The following is a 19706-nucleotide window of genomic DNA, read 5'->3' as shown; positions in this document are numbered from 1 at the left end:
ATAGGCTAGGGTTTTCCTCGACGAAGATACCGCCGTGACTTCACCTACCGATCCCGATATGGCTGACGACGATGCGTTGCAGGCCATGCGTCGCCAACTGACCCGGTCCATCAACCGCAGCCCCCATCCCAGCCTGTTGATTAATTGGCTGGCCATTGCCGACCTGCGCTGCGCCCAGTCGGCCAAACACCAGTCCCGCCTGATCCTGCATGCGCCCAAGGTGCTGCGGGTGATTCGCGCCGAGCTGCGCAAGGCCTTTGACCTGGACCCGGACGGCCTGCTCTTCACCGAACCCAAGCCGCCGGCAGCCGCGCAGCAGGTCGACAGTCTGACCGACCGCGCGCTACGGCTGATGGTGCTGCCTGCGGTGCCGATCAACCTCAATCAGTTCACGGCTGTCAGCCTCAAGACCGAACCGGCACGCCGGCTGCCGTTTACGCCGCTGGAGGCGTTGCGCCGGGTGATTGCGCTCAACCTTTCGGCTCGACTTGCCCAGGTGCACAGCGCCTATTGGCAGGCGCTGGTGCCGGGTTCCTGGCTGACGCGCCAGGAGCGCTGGGCGGCTTTGCACAAGCAGCAGTTCGCCGACCAGGCCTTTGTGGCGCGGCAGTTGGACGAGCTGTCGGAGGGGGCGATGGGCATGGTCCAGGCGCTGGCGGACGCTCCGACGGCCGAGGCGCGCCGACGCGCCGGTGAGCCATGGGCCAGCGTCCAGGCCAGTGAGTTGATGTGGCCGGGCGTGGGGCCGCGGCTGATGCCGATCCCCGGCGCCCTGCATATTTATCGCGAGGGCGACCCGGCGGGCCGGCCGCACGTGATGTACCTGCCGGGCGCCCGCCGCAACTACTACGAATATCCGTCGTTCGCCCACTTGCAGTGTGGCCTGGTGGCATTGATCAATGGCGCCTCGTTCGATGACCTGTGGCAGTGCCTGCCGCTGCGGCGCCGGCATGAGGTGTGCCGGCCCGAAGACGCGGCGGCGGCGCCCGGACGCGGTGTGGCATTGAGGGGCGATGCGCTGGCATACAGCGCGCAGGCGGTGCTGGAGGGGCAATGGGAAAACGAGTTGGCCTGTGGGATGTCGATCAACCTTGCGCAGGTATTTTCCGCCAGGCGCGAGCCGCTGGAGATGAATGCCGCGCGACTGCTCGCCTATATCGAACGCGCGCGCCGACACTGGGTGGGCAAGGCACGCCTGGGCAGTCTTCGCCGGACGTTGCAGGACTGGGATCAGCATCGACGGCGCAAGGAAATCCTGTTCGCCAGCACCGCCGCGCACCTGCCCGTGAACACGGCGCTGCAACAGCTCAAACGGTATGAAAAAGGCCTGATGGCATTGCTTGACCCGCAGGACGTCGGGGCGGATACCCAGGCCTTTGACGATTTCGTCGTGTTGGAGCAGCGGCGCAAGGTGCACGCGGACACCCTGCACACGCTGCTGCACGGCGCGCAATTGCAGCTGTTCGACCCTGCCTTCTGGAAGGCGCGCCCCACCGGTCAAGCCAGGCGCCTGAACGCGCTCATCGACGGGTGGAGTGATGTGCTGCGCGCCGACATCCTCTTGCTGCATCGGCTGCAATTGATCCGCGCAGTCCATCGCGACCTGCTGGTGGATGTGCTGGATACGCCGCTGGCCAGCAAGCGCGCCGGCAGCGATACCCGCGTGCTGTCCGTGCTGGTGGGCGGCGCCGACGCCTTTGAGCCTCTGCACAGCGTGTTTGCGGTGACCCGCACCACGGCGCTCAACGATCCGCAACGACGGGTGCCGGTGGTGCTGTGCGCGTTGGGGCGCGAGGGTGGCGTGGCGACGTTTGCCAGCCTCGAAGCCTTGTCCCTGGGCATCGAGGCCAGCCTCGACAGCCGTGATGGGTCTGTGTTGTGGCGCTACATCGAGCGGCCGCAGCGCAACGCCCTACGTGAACAGGTGGCCAATCAAACCCTGGCGGTGCGCTATGAGGTCAGCGAGGGTAATCCTGTGTTGCTTGCGCTCAAAAGGCTGATGAAGGGATACCTGCGCCAGCAGCGCGGGTTTGATGGCAGCGCGAATATTTTCAGTGAAACCCGGGATGTCCAATTGACTCGCTCGCTGTTGGCCGTCGAGTTGGAGAAGCACCTCGACGCGCCGGTCAGCGATGCCCTGATTCAAGCACGGGCCCAGGTCGATCTGGTGCGCAAGGCGGCGAGTGCCAAACACAGATTGCCGAGTTGGCTGGCCGAGGCGACGGTGGCGCAACGCAACCGTTTCAAGTACCTGCAGAGCCGCTACCTGGGCAGCGTCCTGGCCTATGAAGAGCGCCTCGGGCAGCGTTTGCCGGATCTGCACAGCTTCGCCCGCCGCCTTTTGATTGCGCGCTTGCGTGAGGACGGCCTGCCGCCGCAACTGGACATCGACACTCCGTTTATCGAAATGCCCGACCGGGTCGATGGCCGCTTCTGCGGTTGGGAAAGCGGCTGTACGGTCGGCGATCGCAAGGAAGTCCTCGCGCCCAGTACTGAGCGTTCGCGCTTGAGCCTGCTGCAACTGGCACTGCACAACCTCGACCCGCAGATGATGTCCACCTGGTGGCGCTTCCGTTATGCCCAGTACCTGCAACCGGCCTGGCGGCAGCAACTGAGCCCGCGTTACCTGATCGGCATGGTGTCCTCGCTGGATATTGGCGGGCGCTACGAAGCCTTGATCAATCGTGCGTTTTATCCCCCCGATGCCGCTGCGCACCGGCTGAGCGACGCACGTGTCCCGGAGCTGCTCAGACGGGCCTTGCAGGCGGGTATCGAGGCGGATCTCCATTCGGCGATTCAGCAGGGGCTGACCCCGAGTGCCCAACGTTTTTTCAACACGGCAATGGCGGCCCGTGTGCCCGCGGATTTGCTTGCACACGGCGATCAGTTGCAACTGCACGTGGCGCATCTGGTGGGCCATACCCTGCAGCACGATCGCTATATCGCCGGCATCCTGCTGATTCACGACCTGTTGTCGCAACGCTGCGTGGTCTATTGGCCCAGTGCGCCGGATGCGCGGCACATTCATGAGTACGCCAGCCTGCAAGAGGCCCATGAGCACTTCAATCGTGTCGGGGCGTTGCCCGATTACGTCAGCGCCCTGGCCCGGCATGTTGCGCCGGGCTGGGCGTTTGAAGCCATCGCCCATCACCCGGGCCCGGTGCACGCGCAAGCCGGCTTTTTTCAGCCGAGTAATCTGCTGCCGGGCGCGATCATGCTGCAGGGGCTCTGGCGCGCGGCTGATTTCGTTCGCTCATTCAATATCAAGCACCTGGTGCCCGCGGCGCGTGTCGAGGAGATTGAACAGCAACTGCTTGAGCAAATCGCCAGTGACCCGCTGAACTGGCTGGCCTGGGTCCCGACGTCCCACGCCGATGCCCAGGCCCTGTTGTACCGGGCGCGGGTGCTTGAGTTGCACCGCCAGGCCCAGGCGCACAGTCAGTCCGGCCAGGCGCTGCAGCGCTACCGCGAACAGCGCCTGGAGGCGCAACGTGACACGCGTCGGCGGGCGTTGCTGTCGGTGGTGGTGCCGTTTTTCAGCTTGGGTAACCAGCTGTACGAGTTGCTGCTCACCTCGCGGCGTTATCACCGCTATGGTGATGCGCGCGATGCGGTGGATGTGGCGTTTGGCACGGTGTTTTTGACGATAGACCTGTTACTGACGTTTTTCCCCGGCCCCAAGCTGAAGCCGGGCACTGTGGCGAACCCGGCGGTCCGTTCCATGGGCGCCGGCTTGAATCGTATCCACCGCGCGAGCGTCTCGACGTTGGGCCGGGTCGCCCCATTGGAGCCGTCGCCATCGAGGGGCGCGCGCTTCAATCCCCTGGAGCGTTTCAAAACCCAGGGTGCGCCGCAGGAGGCCGTGGCGTTGAAGGGGCCGGGCGAAAAAGGCATCTACGTCAAACACGGCGAGTACTTCATGGTGGACGACACGCACCACTACCCGGTTTACCGACGTGGCGACGAAGCGTATTTCCGCCTGAAGAACCGGCAGGCGCCGGGCACCGATGAGTTGATCCTGACGGTCCATGAGCCCCGGGAATGGCTGCTGGGGGCGGATGCACCCGTGGCCGGGCCGAGTTCGGCCACGCTCACCCCGTGGCCGGCACCTGCCCGAGCACCAGGCTGGCGACCGCCCACTGCACCGATGGCCACCCACAACCGTATTCTTCAGTCCTCCGCGCCGGCGGACTACTGGTTCAGTTGGCGTACCCAGGTGCCTGAAGCCCAGGCGACGAGTACACCGGCTTCCGGGGTGTTTCACGTGCATCTGGAACCGCCAGGTTTTCCCTACGACGCTATTTACATCGGCTCCAGGTATGACACCGCGACGCAATCGGGCGTTGGTTATTACCGGTTGCTTCACCAGGGTGATCACGCACCGTTAAGCACACTCGGGTTTATTGCCAGGAACGAGCCGCTGGTTTCAAAGGCCCAGGTGGATATCGAGCGCTGGACCGGCGGCGCGCTGCAGGAGCAGCCGATTCCGGTTTCGCGCCTGCCATCGGGGGAGTGGCAATTGCACGCGCCGTTGTTCGACGGGCCGCTGGAGCCACAGGTGGGCAGGGCGTTCCCGGGCATTACGCGGCAAAGCCAGGCGTCTGCGATTGCCAGGGTGATTGAGTTGGCCGACTCCTCGCGTTCGGTCACGGCCAGCCATTTGCTCAACCTGCGGGCCACCCTGGACAACTGGTTGACCCCCAACCCTGTGAAGTTGGGCCAGACCGATGATTTGCTGAACCTGCTGCGGCCCACGCCAACGCGGGGCGCCAATCTGTTCATTGGCTACGAAGGCAAGGCGCCGGGTTTCACCCGTGTCGATTTCAGTTCGCCGGTCGCCGTGGCGCCGCGACTCAAGGCCGGTGGTGCGCAGGTCTCCGAAGCACGCAAAACCCTGCAGCGGGAGGCCGTCAGGGCTGTACTGGAGCAGCAGGGCTTCCGCCTTCACGAATGGCGTGTGCGGCGCGGCAAAATCCTCGTGCCTGAGCTGGTTGCCACCCATCCCCATTCGAACAACCTGTACTACGTGACCTATCAGTGGTTCGAACGCGGTTCGGTGGCGTTGAACAAGCGGCTCACTGACCGCTGGCTCCAGGCAGCCATCCGTTCGCACCGGGATTCCGTCCTCGCCGCCACGGTCAGCGGGGCGATGGAGGAACAGCGCCTGGTTCGGATCGTCGCAGGCATCCAGTGGCCGGTGCTGGGGAACCTGGCGCCCAGCGTTTACTTCGTCAAACTGAGCCCACCCGTGCCTTGAGCAGCGAGGCAACGCCGGCGCAGCCGAACAGCGCGGCGCTGACGCGGTTGAACCAGTGTTGGCCGCTGCCGCTGCGCAGGTAGCGCGCAGCACCATGGGCGCCGAGGCCGTAGGCGAGTTTGCACAGCAGGTCGAGGAGCGTCCAGGTGGCGATCATGATCAGTAATTGCGGCAGGAACGGCTGCTGGCTGCTGAGGAACTGCGGCAGGAAGGCGGCGAAAAACAGGATGTCCTTGGGGTTGCTGGCCCCCAGCACAAAGGCGCGGCCGAACAGCGCGCGAAAACGCGGCACCGGCGCCGCCTCCGGGACGGTCGCGCCGTGGGACGGCTGGCGCGATTGCTGCCAGCTCTGCCAGGCGAGGTAGAACAGGTAGAGCGCGCCGACGATCTTCAACGCGCTGAAGAGTTGTTCCGAAGCCAGCAGCAAGGCGCCCAGGCCCAGGGCCGACGCGCTCAACAGGCAGATCGAGGCAATCACCCCACCGAGAAATGCCGGGTACGAGCGGCGCAGGCCGTAGTTCAGGCTGTTGCTGATCATCAGCAACGACAGCGGCCCCGGGATCAGGATCACCACCAGCGCAGCGCCGCTGAACAGCAGCCAGGTTTCCAGACTCATTGCATGCTCCTTTTCTATAGAAAGACGAACTTGGCGATAAAGATCGCGCACAACACCCACAGGCTTACGGAAATCTCGCGGTACTTGCCGGTGCCCGCCTTGAGCGCCACATAGGTGATAAAGCCCAGGGCGATACCGTCGGCGACCGAGAAGGTCAGGGGCATCATGATCGCAGTCACGATGGCCGGGATGCTGTCGGTGGCCTCATCCCAATTGATGTGGGCCATGCTCGCCATCATCAGCATCGCCACGTAGATCAGCGCACCGGCGGTGGCATAGGCCGGGATCATGCCCGCCAGCGGTGCGAAGAACATGGCCGCCACAAACAACACGCCGACCGTCACCGCCGTCAACCCGGTACGGCCACCTGCGGCCACCCCGGCGGCGCTTTCCACGTAGCTGGTCACCGGCGGCACCCCCACCATGGCACCGAACACACTCGAAGCGCTGTCGGCCTTGAGGGCGCGGGACAGGTTATCGATCCTGCCGTCGGCGTTGACCAGCCCGGCGCGTTGCGCAACGCCCATCAGTGTACCTGCAGTGTCAAACATGTGCACAAAAAGGAAGGCAAATACCACGCTGATCATGCTGACATTGAATACACCTTTTATGTCCATGGCCATCCAGGTCGGCGCCAGGCTCGGAGGCGTGGAGAGAATGCCGTTGTAGTGCACCAGGTCCAGGCCCCAGCCGGCCAGGGTCACGGCGATGATGCTGATGAGGATCGCGCCGAACACCCGGTGGTAGCTGAGGATCGCGATCAGCAGGAAACACACCGCCGCCAGCAGCGGCGCCGGCTCGTGCAGCGAACCGAGCTTGATCAGGGTGGCCGGGCTGTCGACGATGATGCCCGCGGTTTTCAGGCCGATCACCCCGAGGAACAGCCCGACACCAGCACCCATGGCGTGGCGCAGGCTCACCGGAATGCTGTTGAGCAGCCATTCACGCACCCGGGAAAGGGTCAGGCCCATGAACAGCACCCCGGAAATAAACACCGCACCCAGCGCGGTTTCCCAGTGGTAACCCATGGTGCCGACCACGGTGTAGGTGAAAAACGCATTCAGGCCCATGCCCGGCGCCAGGCCCACCGGCCAGTTGGCGTACAGGCCCATCAGCAGGCAACCCAGCGCGGCGGCGATGCAGGTGGCGACGAACGCAGCGCCGTGATCGATGCCGGCATCGGCCATGATGTTGGGGTTGACAAAGATGATGTAGGCCATGGTGATGAAGGTGGTGAGCCCGGCGATCAGCTCGGTCTTCACTGTGGTGCCATGCAGGCGCAGTTTGAACAGGCGTTCGAGCCAGCCGTTCTGTGAGGGGGCAAGGTCCAGCGGCGAGGCTTCGGATTTGCGGCTATCCACAGCGAGTACTCCTCAAGCATTTTATTGTTATGTCCAGCGCGGGGCGCTGTGAGGTACCGGCGGGTTTTGTTGACCAATAGGTCAGGAACTCGCACGAAGCGAATTATGCTTTTGTATACAAATAAAGCAAATAATGTTTTCTATTTTCTGCATGAAAAGGATGAAAGGCAAAGCCAGGGCGCCACCGAGGATCAAGGCTGGCCTGCAAGTGCCTGGTTGACTGCGAGCCAACCGTTTACCGCTTCTTCGCCCGCTTCGGCGAAGGCACGCTGCAACAGCTTCACCTGTTCACGGCGCAGCGACTGCTCGAAACACAGGCCTTCCTCGGTCAACTCCAGCAGGCGTTTGCGCTTGTCGGTCTGCGACGCGACGCTGTCCACCAGGTGCATTTCCTGCAATTGGCGCAAGGGTATGTTCAGCGCCTGCTTGCTCACACCGAGCAGTTCCAGCAGTTGCTTGACGCTCAGCGCCGGGTAGCGCGCGATAAAAAACACGATGCGCTGGTGCACCCGGCTCAGGCCACGGCGTTCAAGCATTTCATCGGCCTTGGCAGTGAACGCCTGGTAACCGAAGAAGAACGCTTCCATGGCTTGTTGCTGGCTGCTTTGGTTTTTAAGGTCAAGCATGTTGACGTATCCACTCAAGCTGTCGTAATTTCGGTCAACCAGTTTGACGTATTTCCCACAGGCTTCGCTAGCGGTGACCTTATGGCCTTCTCTGAACGTGTTACGCGCCTCAAAAGCTCCTTGATCCGTGAAATCCTCGCGGCCGCCCAGCGCCCGGAAGTGATGTCGTTCGCCGGTGGCCTGCCGGCCGAAGCCATGCTGCCGGCGCTGGACTGGGATGATATGCCGCTGAACATCGGCCAATACGGCATGAGCGAAGGCGAGCCGCAGTTACGTGAACTGCTCGCCGCCGAAGCGCGTGGGTTGGGTGTGCCGTGCCAGGCCAGCCAGGTGCTGGTGGTCAGCGGTTCCCAGCAAACCCTGGACCTGGCGGCCAAGCTGTATATCGACAAAGGCACCAGGATCCTGCTGGAAGGCCCCACCTACCTGGCCGCCCTGCAGATCTTCCAGCTGTTCGGCGCCGATTGCCTCAGCGTGCAACTGGAAGCCGATGGTCCCGACCTGGCCAGCCTGCGCGCCAATCTCGAACGCCATCGCCCGGCGTTCATCTACCTGATCCCGACGTTCCAGAACCCTTCGGCCGTGCGCTACAGCGAAGCCAAGCGCGAGGCCGTCGCCGCTTTGCTCGATGAGTTCGGCGTGACCCTGATCGAAGACGAACCCTATCGCGAGCTGACCTTCGACGGCGGCAGTGCGCAGCCCATCGTCGGCCGCTTGAAAAAAGCCAGCTGGATCTACACCGGCACGGTCTCCAAGACCTTGCTGCCCGGCCTGCGCGTGGGGTACCTGATCGCCAGCCCGGACCTGTTCCCGCACCTGCTCAAGCTCAAGCAATCGGCGGACCTGCACACCAATCGCGTCGGCCAGTGGCAGGCCATGCAGTGGATCGGCACGCAGAAATACCAGCAACACCTGGTGGAACTGCGCAGTTTCTACCGCGAGCGCCGCGACGCATTCCAGGCTGCATTACAACGCCACTTCAGCGAACTGGCCGACTGGCAAGTGCCCCAGGGCGGATTATTCTTCTGGCTGACCTTGAAACAGCCGCTCGATACCCGCACTTTGTTGGCACCTGCACTCGATCAGGACGTCGCGTTCATGCCCGGTGAACCGTTCTTTTCCGAGCCGGACCAGCATTTAGGCTCACTGCGACTCAATTTCAGCCATATCGACCCGGCCCGTCTGGACGAAGGGCTCAAACGCCTGGCCGCGGTGGTCCGTCAAGCACAGCACGCGCAAGCGGCATAAGGGGAGCCCCATGTACAAGGTTTATGGCGATTACAAGTCGGGCAACTGCTACAAGGTCAAATTGATGCTCAACCTGTTGGGTATCCCGTATCAATGGGTGGATATCGACATCCTCAACGGCGATACCGAGACCCCTGAATTCCTGGCCAAGAACCCCAACGGCAAGATCCCGGTGCTGGAGCTGGAGGATGGCACCTGCCTGTGGGAGTCCAACGCGATCCTCAACTTCCTTGCCGATGGCAGCGAATTCCTGCCCACCGAACCGCGCCTGCGCACGCAAGTGCTGCAGTGGCAGTTTTTCGAGCAGTACAGCCATGAGCCGTACATTGCGGTGGCGCGGTTTATCCAGTTCTACCTGAACATGCCGGAAGATCGCCTGGAGGAATACAAGACCACCCACAAGCGCGGTTACAAGGCTCTGAAGGTCATGGAGCGTCAGCTGCAAACCACGCCATACCTGGTGGGCGAGCAGTATTCGATTGCCGATATTGCGCTGTATGCCTACACCCATGTAGCCCATGAAGGTGGGTTTGACCTGACGCCTTACCCGGCGGTGCAGGCCTGGTTGAAGCGCGTGGCCAGCCATCCCAGGCATGTGGCCATGCTCGACTGATCACCACGGTCAAAAACGGTGGGAGGGCGGTGCGACGATTCGACTTGCCCCTCCCACATTCAGCTCGATGCCGTGCCAGATAATTCATCGTTCAGCAGGTCGAAACAGCGCTGCGCCGCCGGGCTCAATCCCATCCCGCTACGACTGATCAAGCCGATCTCGCGGTTCACCCCGGGATGATCGATATGGATGCGCTTCAACCCCTCCAGGCTGTCCGCCGCCGACTCCGGCAGTACGCTGATCCCCAGCCCCTGACGCACCAGCGCCAGCACCGTCGACATGTAGTTGGCCTCCATCCCGGCGTTCATCGTCAACCGCGTCTCATCGAACAGCCCATCCACTTGCTCGCGTACGCTGCTGTCGCGGCCGGTAAGGATGATCGGCTGGTCCGCCAGTTGCTCCAGGGTCAATTGGCGATGGTGGGCGAGGGGGTGATCCAGCGGTACGAACGCACACAATCGATCATTCAGCACCGGGGTGAACTCCAGGCCATGGCTTAGCCGCGCCCGTACGCCAATACCGAAATCCACTTCGCCTGCGCGCACCTGGGCATGAATGCGATGGGCCACCAGGTCCTGCAGGCGTACTTCGATCCCGGCAAAACGCTCGCGAAACAGACGCAGGGCCGGGGGCAGGGCGCCGGCGCAGACCGACGGCAGGGCCGCGAGGGTGACCACGCCACGGCGCAAGGCCGCGAGGTCGCGGGAGCCGGTGACGATGTTGTCCAGGTCCAGCAGCAGTTTTTCCATCGGCCCGCGCGCGTCCTGGCCGGCAGCGGTGATGCTCACATGCCGGGGGCTGCGGTCGAGCAGGGCGACGCCGAGCCAGTCTTCGAGTTGTTGCACCTGCACGGTGAGTGCCGAAGGCGAAAGATGCAGCTCATGGGCGGCCTTGATAAAGCTGCCGGTGCGGGCCACCGCAAGGAACGCCTGAATGTGCTGGATCGAATTTTTCATTGTTGTTGTTCTCGAGCGTTTTGTTTTTACGAATATGACTGGCTGAACATTCCAATTTACAAAGAGTAACGCGCTTCCAATACTCCAGGGAAAACAATAACCGGCCACCAAGGCCGCTCTGGAGTAACCCATGCTCGCAACCCTGGGTGTCATTACCATCCTGTGCCTGCTCGCTGCCGTCATGAGCAAACGCCTTTCGCCACTGGTGGCCCTGATCGCCTTGCCGATCATCGCCGCGCTGCTCGGTGGGTTCGGCCTGCAAACCAGTGCCTTCATCATTACCGGCATCAAGAACGTCGCCCCCGTGGTGGGCATGTTCGTGTTCGCGATCCTGTTTTTCGGGATCATGACCGATGCCGGTATGCTCGATCCCATCATTGATCGCATCCTGCGCACGGTAGGGACACGTCCTACACGGATTGTCGTTGGGACTGCGACCCTGGCCCTGTTGGTGCACCTGGACGGTTCCGGTGCCGTGACCTTTCTGGTGACGGTGCCGGCGATGCTGCCGTTGTATACGCGGCTGGGCATCGATAAACGCATCCTCGCCTGTGTCTGCGCGATGGCCGCCGGGGTCAATTTCCTGCCGTGGACCGGCCCGGTGCTGCGCTCTTCGGCGGCCTTGCACGTGCCGGTGGCGGACCTGTTCCAGCCGCTGATCCCGGTGCAGATCGTCGGGCTGATCTTCGTCTTCGCCTGCGCCTGGTGGCTCGGCCGGCGAGAAGAAAGACGCCTGGGCCTGGGCGCCGGCTCCAGCGTGGACGCCGTGCCGCAACGGGTGCTCAGCGACGACGACATCAAGCTGCGCCGCCCCCGCCTGTTCTGGGTCAACCTGATCCTGACCGTGCTGGTCATGGTGGTGATGATCGCCGGCTGGGTCGACCCGGTGGTGATGTTCATGCTCGGCACCGTGGCAGCGCTGTGCATCAACTACCCGAACGTGGACGCCCAACGCGCCCGCATCGATGCCCATGCGAAAACCGCCCTGACCATGGCCAGTATCCTGCTCGCCGCCGGGGTGTTCACCGGCATCATGCAAGGCACCGGCATGCTCAAGGCCATCGCCGAAGTGGCGGTAGCGCAGATTCCGGCCGGACACGGCAAGCTGATTCCGGCCGTGGTGGGCTTTATGTCCATGCCGCTGAGCATGCTGTTCGATCCCGACTCCTATTATTTCGGCGTGATGCCGGTGATCGCCGAAGTCGGCAAGGCCCTGGGCGTCGACCCGCTGCAAGTGGCCCAGGCGTCGTTGCTGGGCGTACACACCACCGGTTTTCCGGTCAGTCCGCTGACCCCGGCGACCTTCCTGTTGGTGGGCCTGTGCAAGATCGAATTGGCCGATCACCAGCGCTTCACCATTCCTTTTCTGTTTGCCGCGTCGGTGTTGATGACCCTGACGGCGTTGCTCCTGGGAGTGATTTGAAATGAAAACCTTGCGCATCGGTTCCGGCGCCGGCTACTCCGGCGACCGCATCGAACCTGCCGTGGAACTGGCCGAGCTGGGCGACCTGGATTACCTGGTGTTCGAGTGCCTGGCCGAGCGCACCATCGCCTTGGCACAACAGGCACGAATCAGCGATCCACAGGGGGGGTATGACCCGCTGCTCAGTGAGCGCATGCAGCGTGTGTTGCCTTACGTCGGCCGCCATGAAGGGCGCCGCCGCCTGCGGGTGATCACCAATATGGGCGCGGCCAACCCGGTGTCGGCGGCGCTTGAAGTGCGGCGGATTGCCCATGAGCTGGGCCTGGCCCTCAAGGTGGTGGCGGTGGTCGGCGATGACGTGCTGGACGTCTTGCGCCCCGAGCAAGTACTGGATAACGGCCGGACCGTGGGTTCACTCGGCAAGCGACTGATTTCCGCGAATGCCTACCTGGGCGTCGACGGCATTTTGCAGGCCCTGCGCGCCGACGCCGATGTGGTGATCACCGGGCGGGTGGCCGACCCGTCGCTGTTCCTGGCGCCGCAGATGTTTGCGTTCGGCTGGGCAGCGGATGATTGGCAGCGCCTGGGGCGCGGCACGTTGGTCGGGCATCTGCTGGAGTGTGCCGGGCAGGTCAGCGGCGGCTATTTTGCCGATCCCGGTTTCAAGGATGTGGATGACCTCGCACGCCTGGGCTTTCCGTTGGCTGAAATCGATGCCGAGGGTGAGGCCGTGATCACTAAGGTGGCAGGCTCCGGTGGGCGGGTCAGTCGTGCCACCTGCACCGAGCAGTTGATCTACGAAGTGCATGATCCTGCGGCGTATCTCACCCCGGACGTGACTGCCGATTTTTCCCAGGTGGGGTTTGATGAGGAGGGCGTTGATCGGGTACGTGCCCACGGTGCTGCTGGCCGCGCACGGCCCGAGCAGTTGAAGGTGAGCGTCGGTTACCTGGATGGCTGGATTGGCGAAGGGCAAATGTCCTACGGCGGTCCCGGCGCGGTCGCACGGGCGCAGCTGGCGCGGGATGTCGTACTCAAGCGTTTGCAACTGATGGGTGTGAAGATGCAGGACGTACGCGCCGAACTGATCGGCATGGACTCGCTGCACGGTCCGCGCAGCAGCGTAGAGCCCTGGGAAGTGCGCCTGCGCGTGGCGGCCCGCTGTGAAGAACGCAGCGAAGCGGTGCGGGTCGGCAATGAAGTGGAAACCCTCTACACCAACGGCCCGTCCGGCGGCGGCGGTGCCAGCAAGAGCGTACGGCAGGTGGTGGCGGTGGCGTCATTGCTGCTGCCCCGTGACGCGGTCAACCCGAGGATCGAAGCATGAAACTGCACACGCTGGCCCATTCCCGTACCGGCGACAAGGGCGATACCTCGAACATTTCGATCATTGCTTACCGGGCCGAGGATTATCTGCTGTTGTGTGAACAGCTTACCGCCGAGCGCGTGGCCGACTTTTTTGCCGGCCTGCTGGAGCCGGACGCGGCCCCGGTGCGGCGCTATGAACTGCCGAATGTGCAGGCGCTGAACTTCGTACTGCCGGGTATATTGCGCGGCGGCGTAACCCGCTCGCTGGCGCTGGATGCCCATGGCAAGTGCCTCGGCTCGGCGCTGCTCGATCTCGATTTGGCACTACTGGACTAACTCTGGGAGGGACTTGCCCCCTCCCACAGTGAATCTGCCCAGGTCTGTCAGATCGCGGCGAAACGCTTGTCCAGGTAATCGATGATTACCTTGGAGTCATACATCCAGGTGGTCTGGCCATTCTCTTCGATACGCAGGCACGGCACCTTGATCTTGCCGCCTTGCTCCAGCAGGGTCTGGCGGTCCTGCTCGTTGTTCTTCGCATCCTTCAGCGCCACCGGCACATTCAGGCGGTGCAGGGTGCGGCGGGTCTTCACGCAGAACGGGCAGGCGTGGAATTGATACAGGGTCAGGTCCTTGGCCGCTGCGTTCACCTGCGCCTGTTGTTCGGCAGGGCGCTGCTTTTTGCGCGGGCGGGTAAGGAAGTCGCCGGCGATGATGACGTGGCCGAGGCCCACTCGAAGTGCTTTGACGAACATGGCTGAAACCTCTTGCCCATGAAGAAGGGGCCGCAGCTTACCTCAATTTTGCAGGCGAAAAAAAACCGGCGATGAACGCCGGTTTTTCCCTACCCGGCCTGTTACTTGATCAGGCTGAGGAATTCACTGCGGGTGGCCGCGTTTTCGCGGAACTCACCCAGCATCACCGAGGTGATCATCGACGAATTCTGTTTCTCCACACCGCGCATCATCATGCACATGTGCTTGGCTTCGATCACCACGGCCACGCCCAGGGCACCGGTCACTTGCATCACCGCATCGGCGATCTGGCGGCTGAGGTTTTCCTGGATCTGCAGGCGGCGCGCATACATGTCGACAATCCGCGCGACCTTCGACAGGCCCAGCACCTTGCCGCTCGGGATATACGCCACATGCGCCTTGCCGATAAACGGCAGCAGGTGGTGTTCGCACAGCGAGTACAACTCGATGTCCTTGACCAGCACCATTTCGCTGTTGTCGGAGCTGAACAAGGCACCGTTGGTGACTTCTTCGAGTGTCTGTTCATAGCCGCGGCAAAGGTACTGCATCGCCTTGGCGGCACGCTTGGGCGTGTCGAGCAGGCCCTCGCGGGAGACGTCCTCGCCGAGTTGGCCGAGGATCGCGGTGTAATTCTGTTCCAGGGACATGAAACTACCTGTGGGATTTTCGCAAAGCGCAAGGTTACGGTGGCCGACACATCGCTGCAAGCCTGACGATGGCACTTGTTACTCGTCGCGCCCTTCCATCATCGTGCGCTTGAGCATCACATACACCGCACCCGCGCCCCCATGACGGGCCTGGCACGAGGTAAAGCCGAGCACCTGGGCATGCTGGCGCAGCCAGGTGTTGACGTGGCTCTTGATCATCGGCCGCTTGCCGTCCAAGCGCACCGCCTTGCCATGGGTGACGCGCACGCAGCGGATTTCGAACTTGGTGGCTTCGGCGAGGAAGGCCCACAGGGTTTCCCGGGCTTTCTCCACGTTCATGCCGTGCAGGTCGAGGCTGCCTTCGAACGGGATCTGACCGGCCTTGAGCTTGCGCATCTGGCTTTCCTGTACGCCGTCGCGGGCCCACATCAGCTCGTCTTCGGGGCCGACATCGATCACGAACTGGTCTGACAGGCCATCCACGGTGGTGGCATCGGTGCGTACGGTAGCAGCCTGGCGCAGCTTGGCGATCTGTGCGCGGTCGGCCTTGGGTTTGCCGGTGTCGGCGCGGTCGTGCTTGATCGGCTTGACGCCGCGCAGCTCGTTTTTGAACAGGGAAAAATCGTCGTCTTGCATGTCAGCCTCCGCGAAGGGCGGGCAGTTTACCTAAATCGCGGCGGCCGGGGCGCAGGAAACGCTATCCAAGCGCCATCAGTCGTGCTTTTTCATCAGGTGCGAGGCGATGTTCAGTGACAACGGCTGGCGCATCTTCCGACGGCTGCGACGCCACAGCCATATGCCCAGCCACAGCACGAGCAGCCCGATCCCCAGCAGAATCGCCGAGCCGCCAGGGCTGGCATTCAGTTCGCCAAGGGCCGGCGAGTGGCCAGACAAACCGGCGCCACCAGCGCCGGTCAACAGCAAACCTACGACCGCCAGCAGCGCGGCAATGCCGGCCACCAGGCGCAGACGCCAGTTGCTCGGGCCCTTGGGGCGCAAGCGACGAGCGTCAAAACCATCGGATATCTTCATTCCGACCTTTCCTCCAGGGTATCGGCCCTTCGACCGGAAGATACACAGGTTGTTCCTGTACCCGAGGTAAATGCGCCAAATGAGAGGGCTTTGCGGATGAGCGGGACCTGCAACAGGCCGCGCCGCTCACCCGAAGGGCGATCAGATCAGGTCTTTAGTCAGTGCGAGAGTGGCAAAATTGTCAGCCATGATGGCCATCTCGGTCTGCTGCACATGCTCGGCGCTCAGGATGCCACCTTTGTAAGGCAGGTCGCGGGTGGCACAGGCGTCTTCCACCAGGGTGCAGCGAAACCCCAGGTTCTTCGCGGCACGCACGGTGGTGCTGACGCTGGAGTGGCTCATGAAGCCGCAGACGATCAGGTCCAGGGAACCGAGGTCCTGCAGGTGTTTTTCCAGGCCGGTGCCGTGGAAGGCGCTGGGCAGCAGCTTGCCGATGATGGTTTCGTCACCTTGAGGTTCGAGGCCGGGGATGAACTCACCGCGTTCGCCCTGGGGGTCAAACAGGCCGCCCACGGTACCCAGGTGGCGCACGTGCACGATCGGGCGCCCGGCGTTGCGCGCGGCGGCGACCAGTTGCTTGATATTGCCGACCGCCGCGTCCATGCCGGAGAGGGCGAGCGGGCCACTGAGGTATTCCTTTTGAGCGTCGATGATCACGAGGGTCGCATGGGCAAGGTTGGCAGCTGCGTAACCACGACCGCTGAGTTGAAACATCGTCTTTGGAACGGACATTCTGGGGCTCCTGTGAGGGGGGCTTTTGCGTCATTGTCCACTGGCTGAGCGGTTCTGTGAATCGCTACTATCGTAAGGTACGCCGTTGCTGGCGTGCAGCCATGTCAAGTGGTGGCGATGTTTAACCGAATGATGGCGATTTGGATGAAATCCGACGTACGGCAACAGGTTTTCGTACATCGTCGATACAGGCGAAGACTGTTAGAATCGCCAGTCGTTTTTTCCAGGAGTCTGCCCCCCGTGATCACATCCCGCCTGCGCACCTTGCGCGACCACATCCGTTGGGCCGTCAGCCGTTTCCATGGGGAAGACCTGTTTTTTGGCCATGGCACCGACAATGCCTGGGACGAAGCCCGGCAGTTGGTGCTCGGTGCCTTGCACCTGCCATGGGAAATTGCCGACAGCTACCTCGATTGCAACCTGGAAGAAGAGGAAATCTCTCACGTACAGCGTTTGTTGCATCGCCGTATCCATGAGCGGGTGCCCACGGCCTACCTGTTGAAAGAGGCGTGGTTCTGCGGCATGTCGTTTATCGTTGACGAGCGCGTGCTGATCCCGCGCTCACCTATCGGCGAGTTGATCGAAAACCGCTTCGAACCTTGGCTGGCCCAACCACCGACGCGCATCCTCGACCTGTGCACCGGCTCCGGCTGCATCGGCATTGCCTGCGCCTACGAGTTCCAGGACGCCGAAGTGGTACTCGGTGACCTGTCCTTCGAAGCCCTGGAAGTGGCCAATCAGAATATCGAGCGCCATGGTGTCGACGAGCGTGTGTACACCGTGCAGGGCGACGGCTTCGACGGCCTGCCGGGCCAGCGCTTTGACCTGATCGTGTCGAACCCGCCGTATGTGGATGCCGAAGACTTTGCCGACATGCCGGACGAATACCAGCACGAGCCGGAGCTGGGCCTGGCCTGCGGCGACGATGGCCTGAACCTGGTGCGGCGCATGCTGGCCGAGGCGGCGGACCACCTGACCGAGAAGGGTTTGCTGATTGTCGAGGTGGGCAACAGCCAGGTGCATGTTGACGCGCTGTACCCGGAAGTGGACTTCGCCTGGCTGGATTTCCAGCGGGGTGGGCATGGGGTGTTCATGCTCACGGCCGAACAGTGCCGAGAGCACCAGGCAATCTTCGCCGCTCGGGTTTAACCAAGCTTAGGGTAGGAAATGTAGGAGGGGCCACGCCCCCTCCCACCTTTCGATGGCTTTCCAGCCGGCTATCGGTGCGTGGCAATCCAGATCAACAGCCCCGCCTGAAACACGGTAAATGCCACCAGGCAGGTGATGGTAAAGCGCAACCCGCTGTCCTCACGCTTGAACTTGGTGACCTTTTCTTCTTCCTTGCGCAGCTTCACTTCCTGCTCCAGCAGGTTGTGCTCGGCCTGTTGCAGCATCTGCGCGGCTTCAAGGATCTCCACGAACTGCACCTTCTCGGTGTTCCAACTGTCCAGTACGTCGCTGACCTTGCCCGGCTGCACGTTGCCTTTGAGGTGCTGCACATCGGCGTAGGCCACATCGAAACCCTGGACGCGCAGGAAGTGATCGCGGCGCAGGCGTGTGGCTTCGTTGAGTGCGTCCTTGTTGGCCAGGTCCACGCCGTCGACGCGGTAGCTTGACCATTTTTTCTTCGCCCACGCGGCGCCCTGGGCCACCAGGAAGCGGCCGATGCCGCGGTTGGCCGGTTCGATTTCCAGGCTGTTGCCCGGGCCGAAGTGCACGCGGTGTTTATCGTGATCCACCCAGATATCCAGATGGTTCTGCTCACGGCGCACCCGCTGCCCCGGCAATTGGATCACCATGCGCAACAGGCTGTGGTGTTTGTCATGGCGCTCGGCATAGCCGAACTGTACGAACCGCAGCGGCCGCAGGCCGGTGGCGCGGTCGGTGGCCAGCGGGGCCAGGCGCAGCATCTTGAAATGCTCGGCCTGAACATCCGCCCACGGCAGGGGAGCCGCCGTGTCGATGGCCTCGGTTTTTTCAGCCGGGGTGTCGGCGGTCGGTTCCGGTGTTGCTTCAGTGGTTGTCATGCGGTGCGATCCTGTCCAAGCCCTGCCAGTCGACAGTCTTTTTGCTGTCGACTCTGGGCTTATCGGCCGCTTTTTGCAGGACTGGAGGCAAATTGTCGGTTAACGGGGTTGAAGTCCGTCGATAAAGCCTGCCAAGCGGGTGCCCAGTTCAGCGGCGAGCGGCAATTGCGGGTCATTGTAGGAGGCCAATTGTTGCTTTACGTCGTTGGGCACGATGCGCATCACGTGGTTCATGCCTTCGATCACCGCCAGTTCGGCATCGGGCTTGGCCCTTTTGAGTTGCTCGGCGTCGCCCACACCGACCTGAATATCGTTGCTGCCCTGGATGATCAACGCCGGCATGCGCAGTTTCGCAAAGGCCGCTGAAGGGTCGGCGCGAAACAGGCTGATCAGATAAGGCTGCACGCTGGGTCGGAAAATGCCCTGCAACGGGCCAGGCACATCGGCGTCCACCTGACCGGCCTTGAGGTGATCAAGGATTTCATTGCTGCGCAGCAGCAGGGCAGGGGGCAGGTGATCGGCCAGTTGCTGGCGGATCACCTGGTCGACCGGGCGGGCGCTGCCGGACAGGGAAATGACTCCAGCCGGGTCGAGTTGGGGGGCGGCGAGGGCGGCAACCAGCGCGCCTTCGCTGTGGCCCAGCACAATCAGCGGGCCCATGCGTGTGTCGGCCTTGAGCAATTTACCCCAGGCCACCGCGTCGGCCACGTAGGCATCGAGGGTCAGGTTGCGTTCGTCGGGCGTGGCGGCGAGGCTGGCGGCCACACCGCGCTTGTCGTAGCGCACGCTGGCGATGTTATGCCGGGCCAGCACCCAGGCCAGGCGCTTGAGGCTGTCATTGCGTGCGCCGTCGGCGCTGTTGCCGTTGCGGTCGGTGGGGCCGGAGCCGGCGATGATCAACACCACCGGTACCGGTTTGTCGGACTGGGGCAGCAGCAGCGAGCCAAACAGTTCGCCACTGCCGGTGTCCAGGCTGATCGGGCGTTGCAGTACGACAGGGGAGGCGGCGTGGGCCACGGCGGTAAACAGGGTCAGGGTAAACAGAAGAACTCGCAGCATCATCGCGCCATCATGAGGAAGGTGCCGGTTGGACCAAGGTCTACCG

General features: G+C 62.9%; 18 protein-coding genes. 7 read left to right on the top strand and 11 right to left on the bottom strand.

The window, feature by feature from the left end; translation table 11 throughout:
- Positions 1-34 precede the first annotated feature (34 nt).
- The gene (locus FX984_RS10325) at positions 35-5257 is read left to right on the top strand and encodes a dermonecrotic toxin domain-containing protein (protein WP_146476704.1); all 5223 of its coding nucleotides are present in this window, start codon (positions 35-37) and stop codon (positions 5255-5257) included.
- Here FX984_RS10325 and FX984_RS10320 read toward each other — a convergent pair.
- The 3 genes from FX984_RS10320 to FX984_RS10310 all read right to left on the bottom strand — a co-directional run bounded on the left by FX984_RS10320 (position 5232) and on the right by FX984_RS10310 (position 7860).
- A complete protein-coding gene (locus tag FX984_RS10320; protein WP_027603921.1) occupies positions 5232-5873 on the bottom strand; it encodes a LysE family translocator in 642 nt (213 codons plus the stop codon). The genes FX984_RS10325 and FX984_RS10320 overlap by 26 nt on opposite strands.
- 14 nt (positions 5874-5887) lie before the next feature.
- Positions 5888-7234 carry an NCS2 family permease gene (locus FX984_RS10315; RefSeq protein WP_027603922.1) on the bottom strand — a complete coding sequence of 449 codons (1347 nt, stop codon included), beginning with the start codon at positions 7232-7234 and terminating at the stop codon, positions 5888-5890.
- A 191-nt stretch (positions 7235-7425) separates the two neighbouring features.
- A complete protein-coding gene (locus tag FX984_RS10310; RefSeq protein WP_146476703.1) occupies positions 7426-7860 on the bottom strand; it encodes a MarR family winged helix-turn-helix transcriptional regulator in 435 nt (144 codons plus the stop codon).
- An 81-nt stretch (positions 7861-7941) separates the two neighbouring features.
- Between FX984_RS10310 and FX984_RS10305 the strand changes: the two genes are divergently transcribed.
- Together FX984_RS10305 and FX984_RS10300 are read left to right on the top strand one after the other, a co-directional pair.
- A complete protein-coding gene (locus tag FX984_RS10305) occupies positions 7942-9108 on the top strand; it encodes an aminotransferase-like domain-containing protein (RefSeq protein WP_027603924.1) in 1167 nt (388 codons plus the stop codon).
- Between the two features lie 10 nt (positions 9109-9118).
- Positions 9119-9721 carry a glutathione S-transferase family protein gene (locus tag FX984_RS10300; protein WP_027603925.1) on the top strand — a complete coding sequence of 201 codons (603 nt, stop codon included), beginning with the start codon at positions 9119-9121 and terminating at the stop codon, positions 9719-9721.
- Between the two features lie 59 nt (positions 9722-9780).
- Here the strand turns inward: FX984_RS10300 and FX984_RS10295 are convergent, their stop codons facing one another.
- Positions 9781-10677: a LysR family transcriptional regulator gene (locus tag FX984_RS10295; RefSeq protein WP_027603926.1), complete on the bottom strand. Its 897-nt coding sequence runs from the start codon at positions 10675-10677 to the stop codon at positions 9781-9783.
- Positions 10678-10807: 130 nt separating this feature from the next.
- Between FX984_RS10295 and FX984_RS10290 the strand changes: the two genes are divergently transcribed.
- Genes FX984_RS10290 through FX984_RS10280 form a run of 3 tightly spaced genes read left to right on the top strand, consistent with a single transcriptional unit; the run spans position 10808 to position 13744 of the window.
- On the top strand, positions 10808-12100 hold the full coding sequence (locus FX984_RS10290) for a CitMHS family transporter (protein ID WP_092355107.1): 1293 nt from the start codon (positions 10808-10810) through the stop codon (positions 12098-12100).
- Position 12101: 1 nt separating this feature from the next.
- A complete protein-coding gene (locus FX984_RS10285) occupies positions 12102-13427 on the top strand; it encodes an acyclic terpene utilization AtuA family protein (protein ID WP_027603928.1) in 1326 nt (441 codons plus the stop codon).
- Positions 13424-13744 carry an AtuA-related protein gene (locus tag FX984_RS10280; RefSeq protein WP_027603929.1) on the top strand — a complete coding sequence of 107 codons (321 nt, stop codon included), beginning with the start codon at positions 13424-13426 and terminating at the stop codon, positions 13742-13744. Before FX984_RS10285 ends, FX984_RS10280 begins: the two co-directional genes overlap by 4 nt.
- Before the next feature lie 47 nt (positions 13745-13791).
- Here FX984_RS10280 and FX984_RS10275 read toward each other — a convergent pair whose 3' ends face one another.
- The 5 genes from FX984_RS10275 to FX984_RS10255 form a co-directional block, all read right to left on the bottom strand.
- Positions 13792-14163 carry a glutathione S-transferase N-terminal domain-containing protein gene (locus tag FX984_RS10275; protein WP_027603930.1) on the bottom strand — a complete coding sequence of 124 codons (372 nt, stop codon included), beginning with the start codon at positions 14161-14163 and terminating at the stop codon, positions 13792-13794.
- Between the two features lie 101 nt (positions 14164-14264).
- Positions 14265-14810, bottom strand: a complete 546-nt coding sequence (gene folE, locus FX984_RS10270) for a GTP cyclohydrolase I FolE (protein ID WP_003442011.1) — start codon at positions 14808-14810, stop codon at positions 14265-14267.
- Between the two features lie 78 nt (positions 14811-14888).
- The gene (locus FX984_RS10265; RefSeq protein ID WP_016976371.1) at positions 14889-15446 is read right to left on the bottom strand and encodes a Smr/MutS family protein; all 558 of its coding nucleotides are present in this window, start codon (positions 15444-15446) and stop codon (positions 14889-14891) included.
- A gap of 75 nt (positions 15447-15521) precedes the next feature.
- Positions 15522-15842, bottom strand: coding sequence for a hypothetical protein (locus FX984_RS10260; protein WP_098478979.1), 321 nt, complete (start codon positions 15840-15842; stop codon positions 15522-15524).
- A gap of 141 nt (positions 15843-15983) precedes the next feature.
- Entirely contained in the window at positions 15984-16574 is a 591-nt protein-coding gene (locus FX984_RS10255) for a cysteine hydrolase family protein (RefSeq protein ID WP_027603932.1), read from the bottom strand.
- A gap of 240 nt (positions 16575-16814) precedes the next feature.
- On the opposite strand from FX984_RS10255, the gene prmB reads away from it, so the two are divergent.
- A complete protein-coding gene (gene prmB / locus FX984_RS10250) occupies positions 16815-17723 on the top strand; it encodes a 50S ribosomal protein L3 N(5)-glutamine methyltransferase (RefSeq protein WP_027603933.1) in 909 nt (302 codons plus the stop codon).
- A 68-nt stretch (positions 17724-17791) separates the two neighbouring features.
- On the opposite strand, the gene FX984_RS10245 is transcribed toward prmB, so the two are convergent.
- Together FX984_RS10245 and FX984_RS10240 are read right to left on the bottom strand one after the other, a co-directional pair.
- Complete coding sequence (locus FX984_RS10245; protein WP_027603934.1) at positions 17792-18601, bottom strand: hypothetical protein; 810 nt, start codon at positions 18599-18601, stop codon at positions 17792-17794.
- 99 nt (positions 18602-18700) lie between these two features.
- Positions 18701-19663 (bottom strand): alpha/beta hydrolase, encoded by a 963-nt coding sequence (locus tag FX984_RS10240; protein WP_027603935.1) that lies wholly within the window; start codon positions 19661-19663, stop codon positions 18701-18703.
- Between the last annotated feature and the right edge of the window lie 43 nt (positions 19664-19706).

This window comes from Pseudomonas marginalis, assembly GCF_008692035.1.
GTDB lineage: Bacteria > Pseudomonadota > Gammaproteobacteria > Pseudomonadales > Pseudomonadaceae > Aquipseudomonas > Aquipseudomonas marginalis.
The sequence above is the reverse complement of the archived record's forward strand: the minus strand, read 5'-3'. Positions and strand labels throughout refer to the sequence as shown.

Excerpts from the sequence above, each read along its gene's own strand:
- FX984_RS10320 (WP_027603921.1), bottom strand. The coding sequence starts at position 5,873 with ATGAGTCTGGAAACCTGGCTGCTGTTCAGCGGCGCTGCGCTGGTGGTG.
- FX984_RS10310 (WP_146476703.1), bottom strand. The coding sequence starts at position 7,860 with ATGCTTGACCTTAAAAACCAAAGCAGCCAGCAACAAGCCATGGAAGCG.
- FX984_RS10305 (WP_027603924.1), top strand. The coding sequence starts at position 7,942 with ATGGCCTTCTCTGAACGTGTTACGCGCCTCAAAAGCTCCTTGATCCGT.
- FX984_RS10300 (WP_027603925.1), top strand. The coding sequence starts at position 9,119 with ATGTACAAGGTTTATGGCGATTACAAGTCGGGCAACTGCTACAAGGTC.
- FX984_RS10295 (WP_027603926.1), bottom strand. The coding sequence starts at position 10,677 with ATGAAAAATTCGATCCAGCACATTCAGGCGTTCCTTGCGGTGGCCCGC.
- FX984_RS10290 (WP_092355107.1), top strand. The coding sequence starts at position 10,808 with ATGCTCGCAACCCTGGGTGTCATTACCATCCTGTGCCTGCTCGCTGCC.
- FX984_RS10285 (WP_027603928.1), top strand. The coding sequence starts at position 12,102 with ATGAAAACCTTGCGCATCGGTTCCGGCGCCGGCTACTCCGGCGACCGC.
- FX984_RS10280 (WP_027603929.1), top strand. The coding sequence starts at position 13,424 with ATGAAACTGCACACGCTGGCCCATTCCCGTACCGGCGACAAGGGCGAT.
- FX984_RS10275 (WP_027603930.1), bottom strand. The coding sequence starts at position 14,163 with ATGTTCGTCAAAGCACTTCGAGTGGGCCTCGGCCACGTCATCATCGCC.
- folE (WP_003442011.1), bottom strand. The coding sequence starts at position 14,810 with ATGTCCCTGGAACAGAATTACACCGCGATCCTCGGCCAACTCGGCGAG.
- FX984_RS10265 (WP_016976371.1), bottom strand. The coding sequence starts at position 15,446 with ATGCAAGACGACGATTTTTCCCTGTTCAAAAACGAGCTGCGCGGCGTC.
- FX984_RS10260 (WP_098478979.1), bottom strand. The coding sequence starts at position 15,842 with ATGAAGATATCCGATGGTTTTGACGCTCGTCGCTTGCGCCCCAAGGGC.
- FX984_RS10255 (WP_027603932.1), bottom strand. The coding sequence starts at position 16,574 with ATGTCCGTTCCAAAGACGATGTTTCAACTCAGCGGTCGTGGTTACGCA.
- FX984_RS10245 (WP_027603934.1), bottom strand. The coding sequence starts at position 18,601 with ATGACAACCACTGAAGCAACACCGGAACCGACCGCCGACACCCCGGCT.
- FX984_RS10240 (WP_027603935.1), bottom strand. The coding sequence starts at position 19,663 with ATGATGCTGCGAGTTCTTCTGTTTACCCTGACCCTGTTTACCGCCGTG.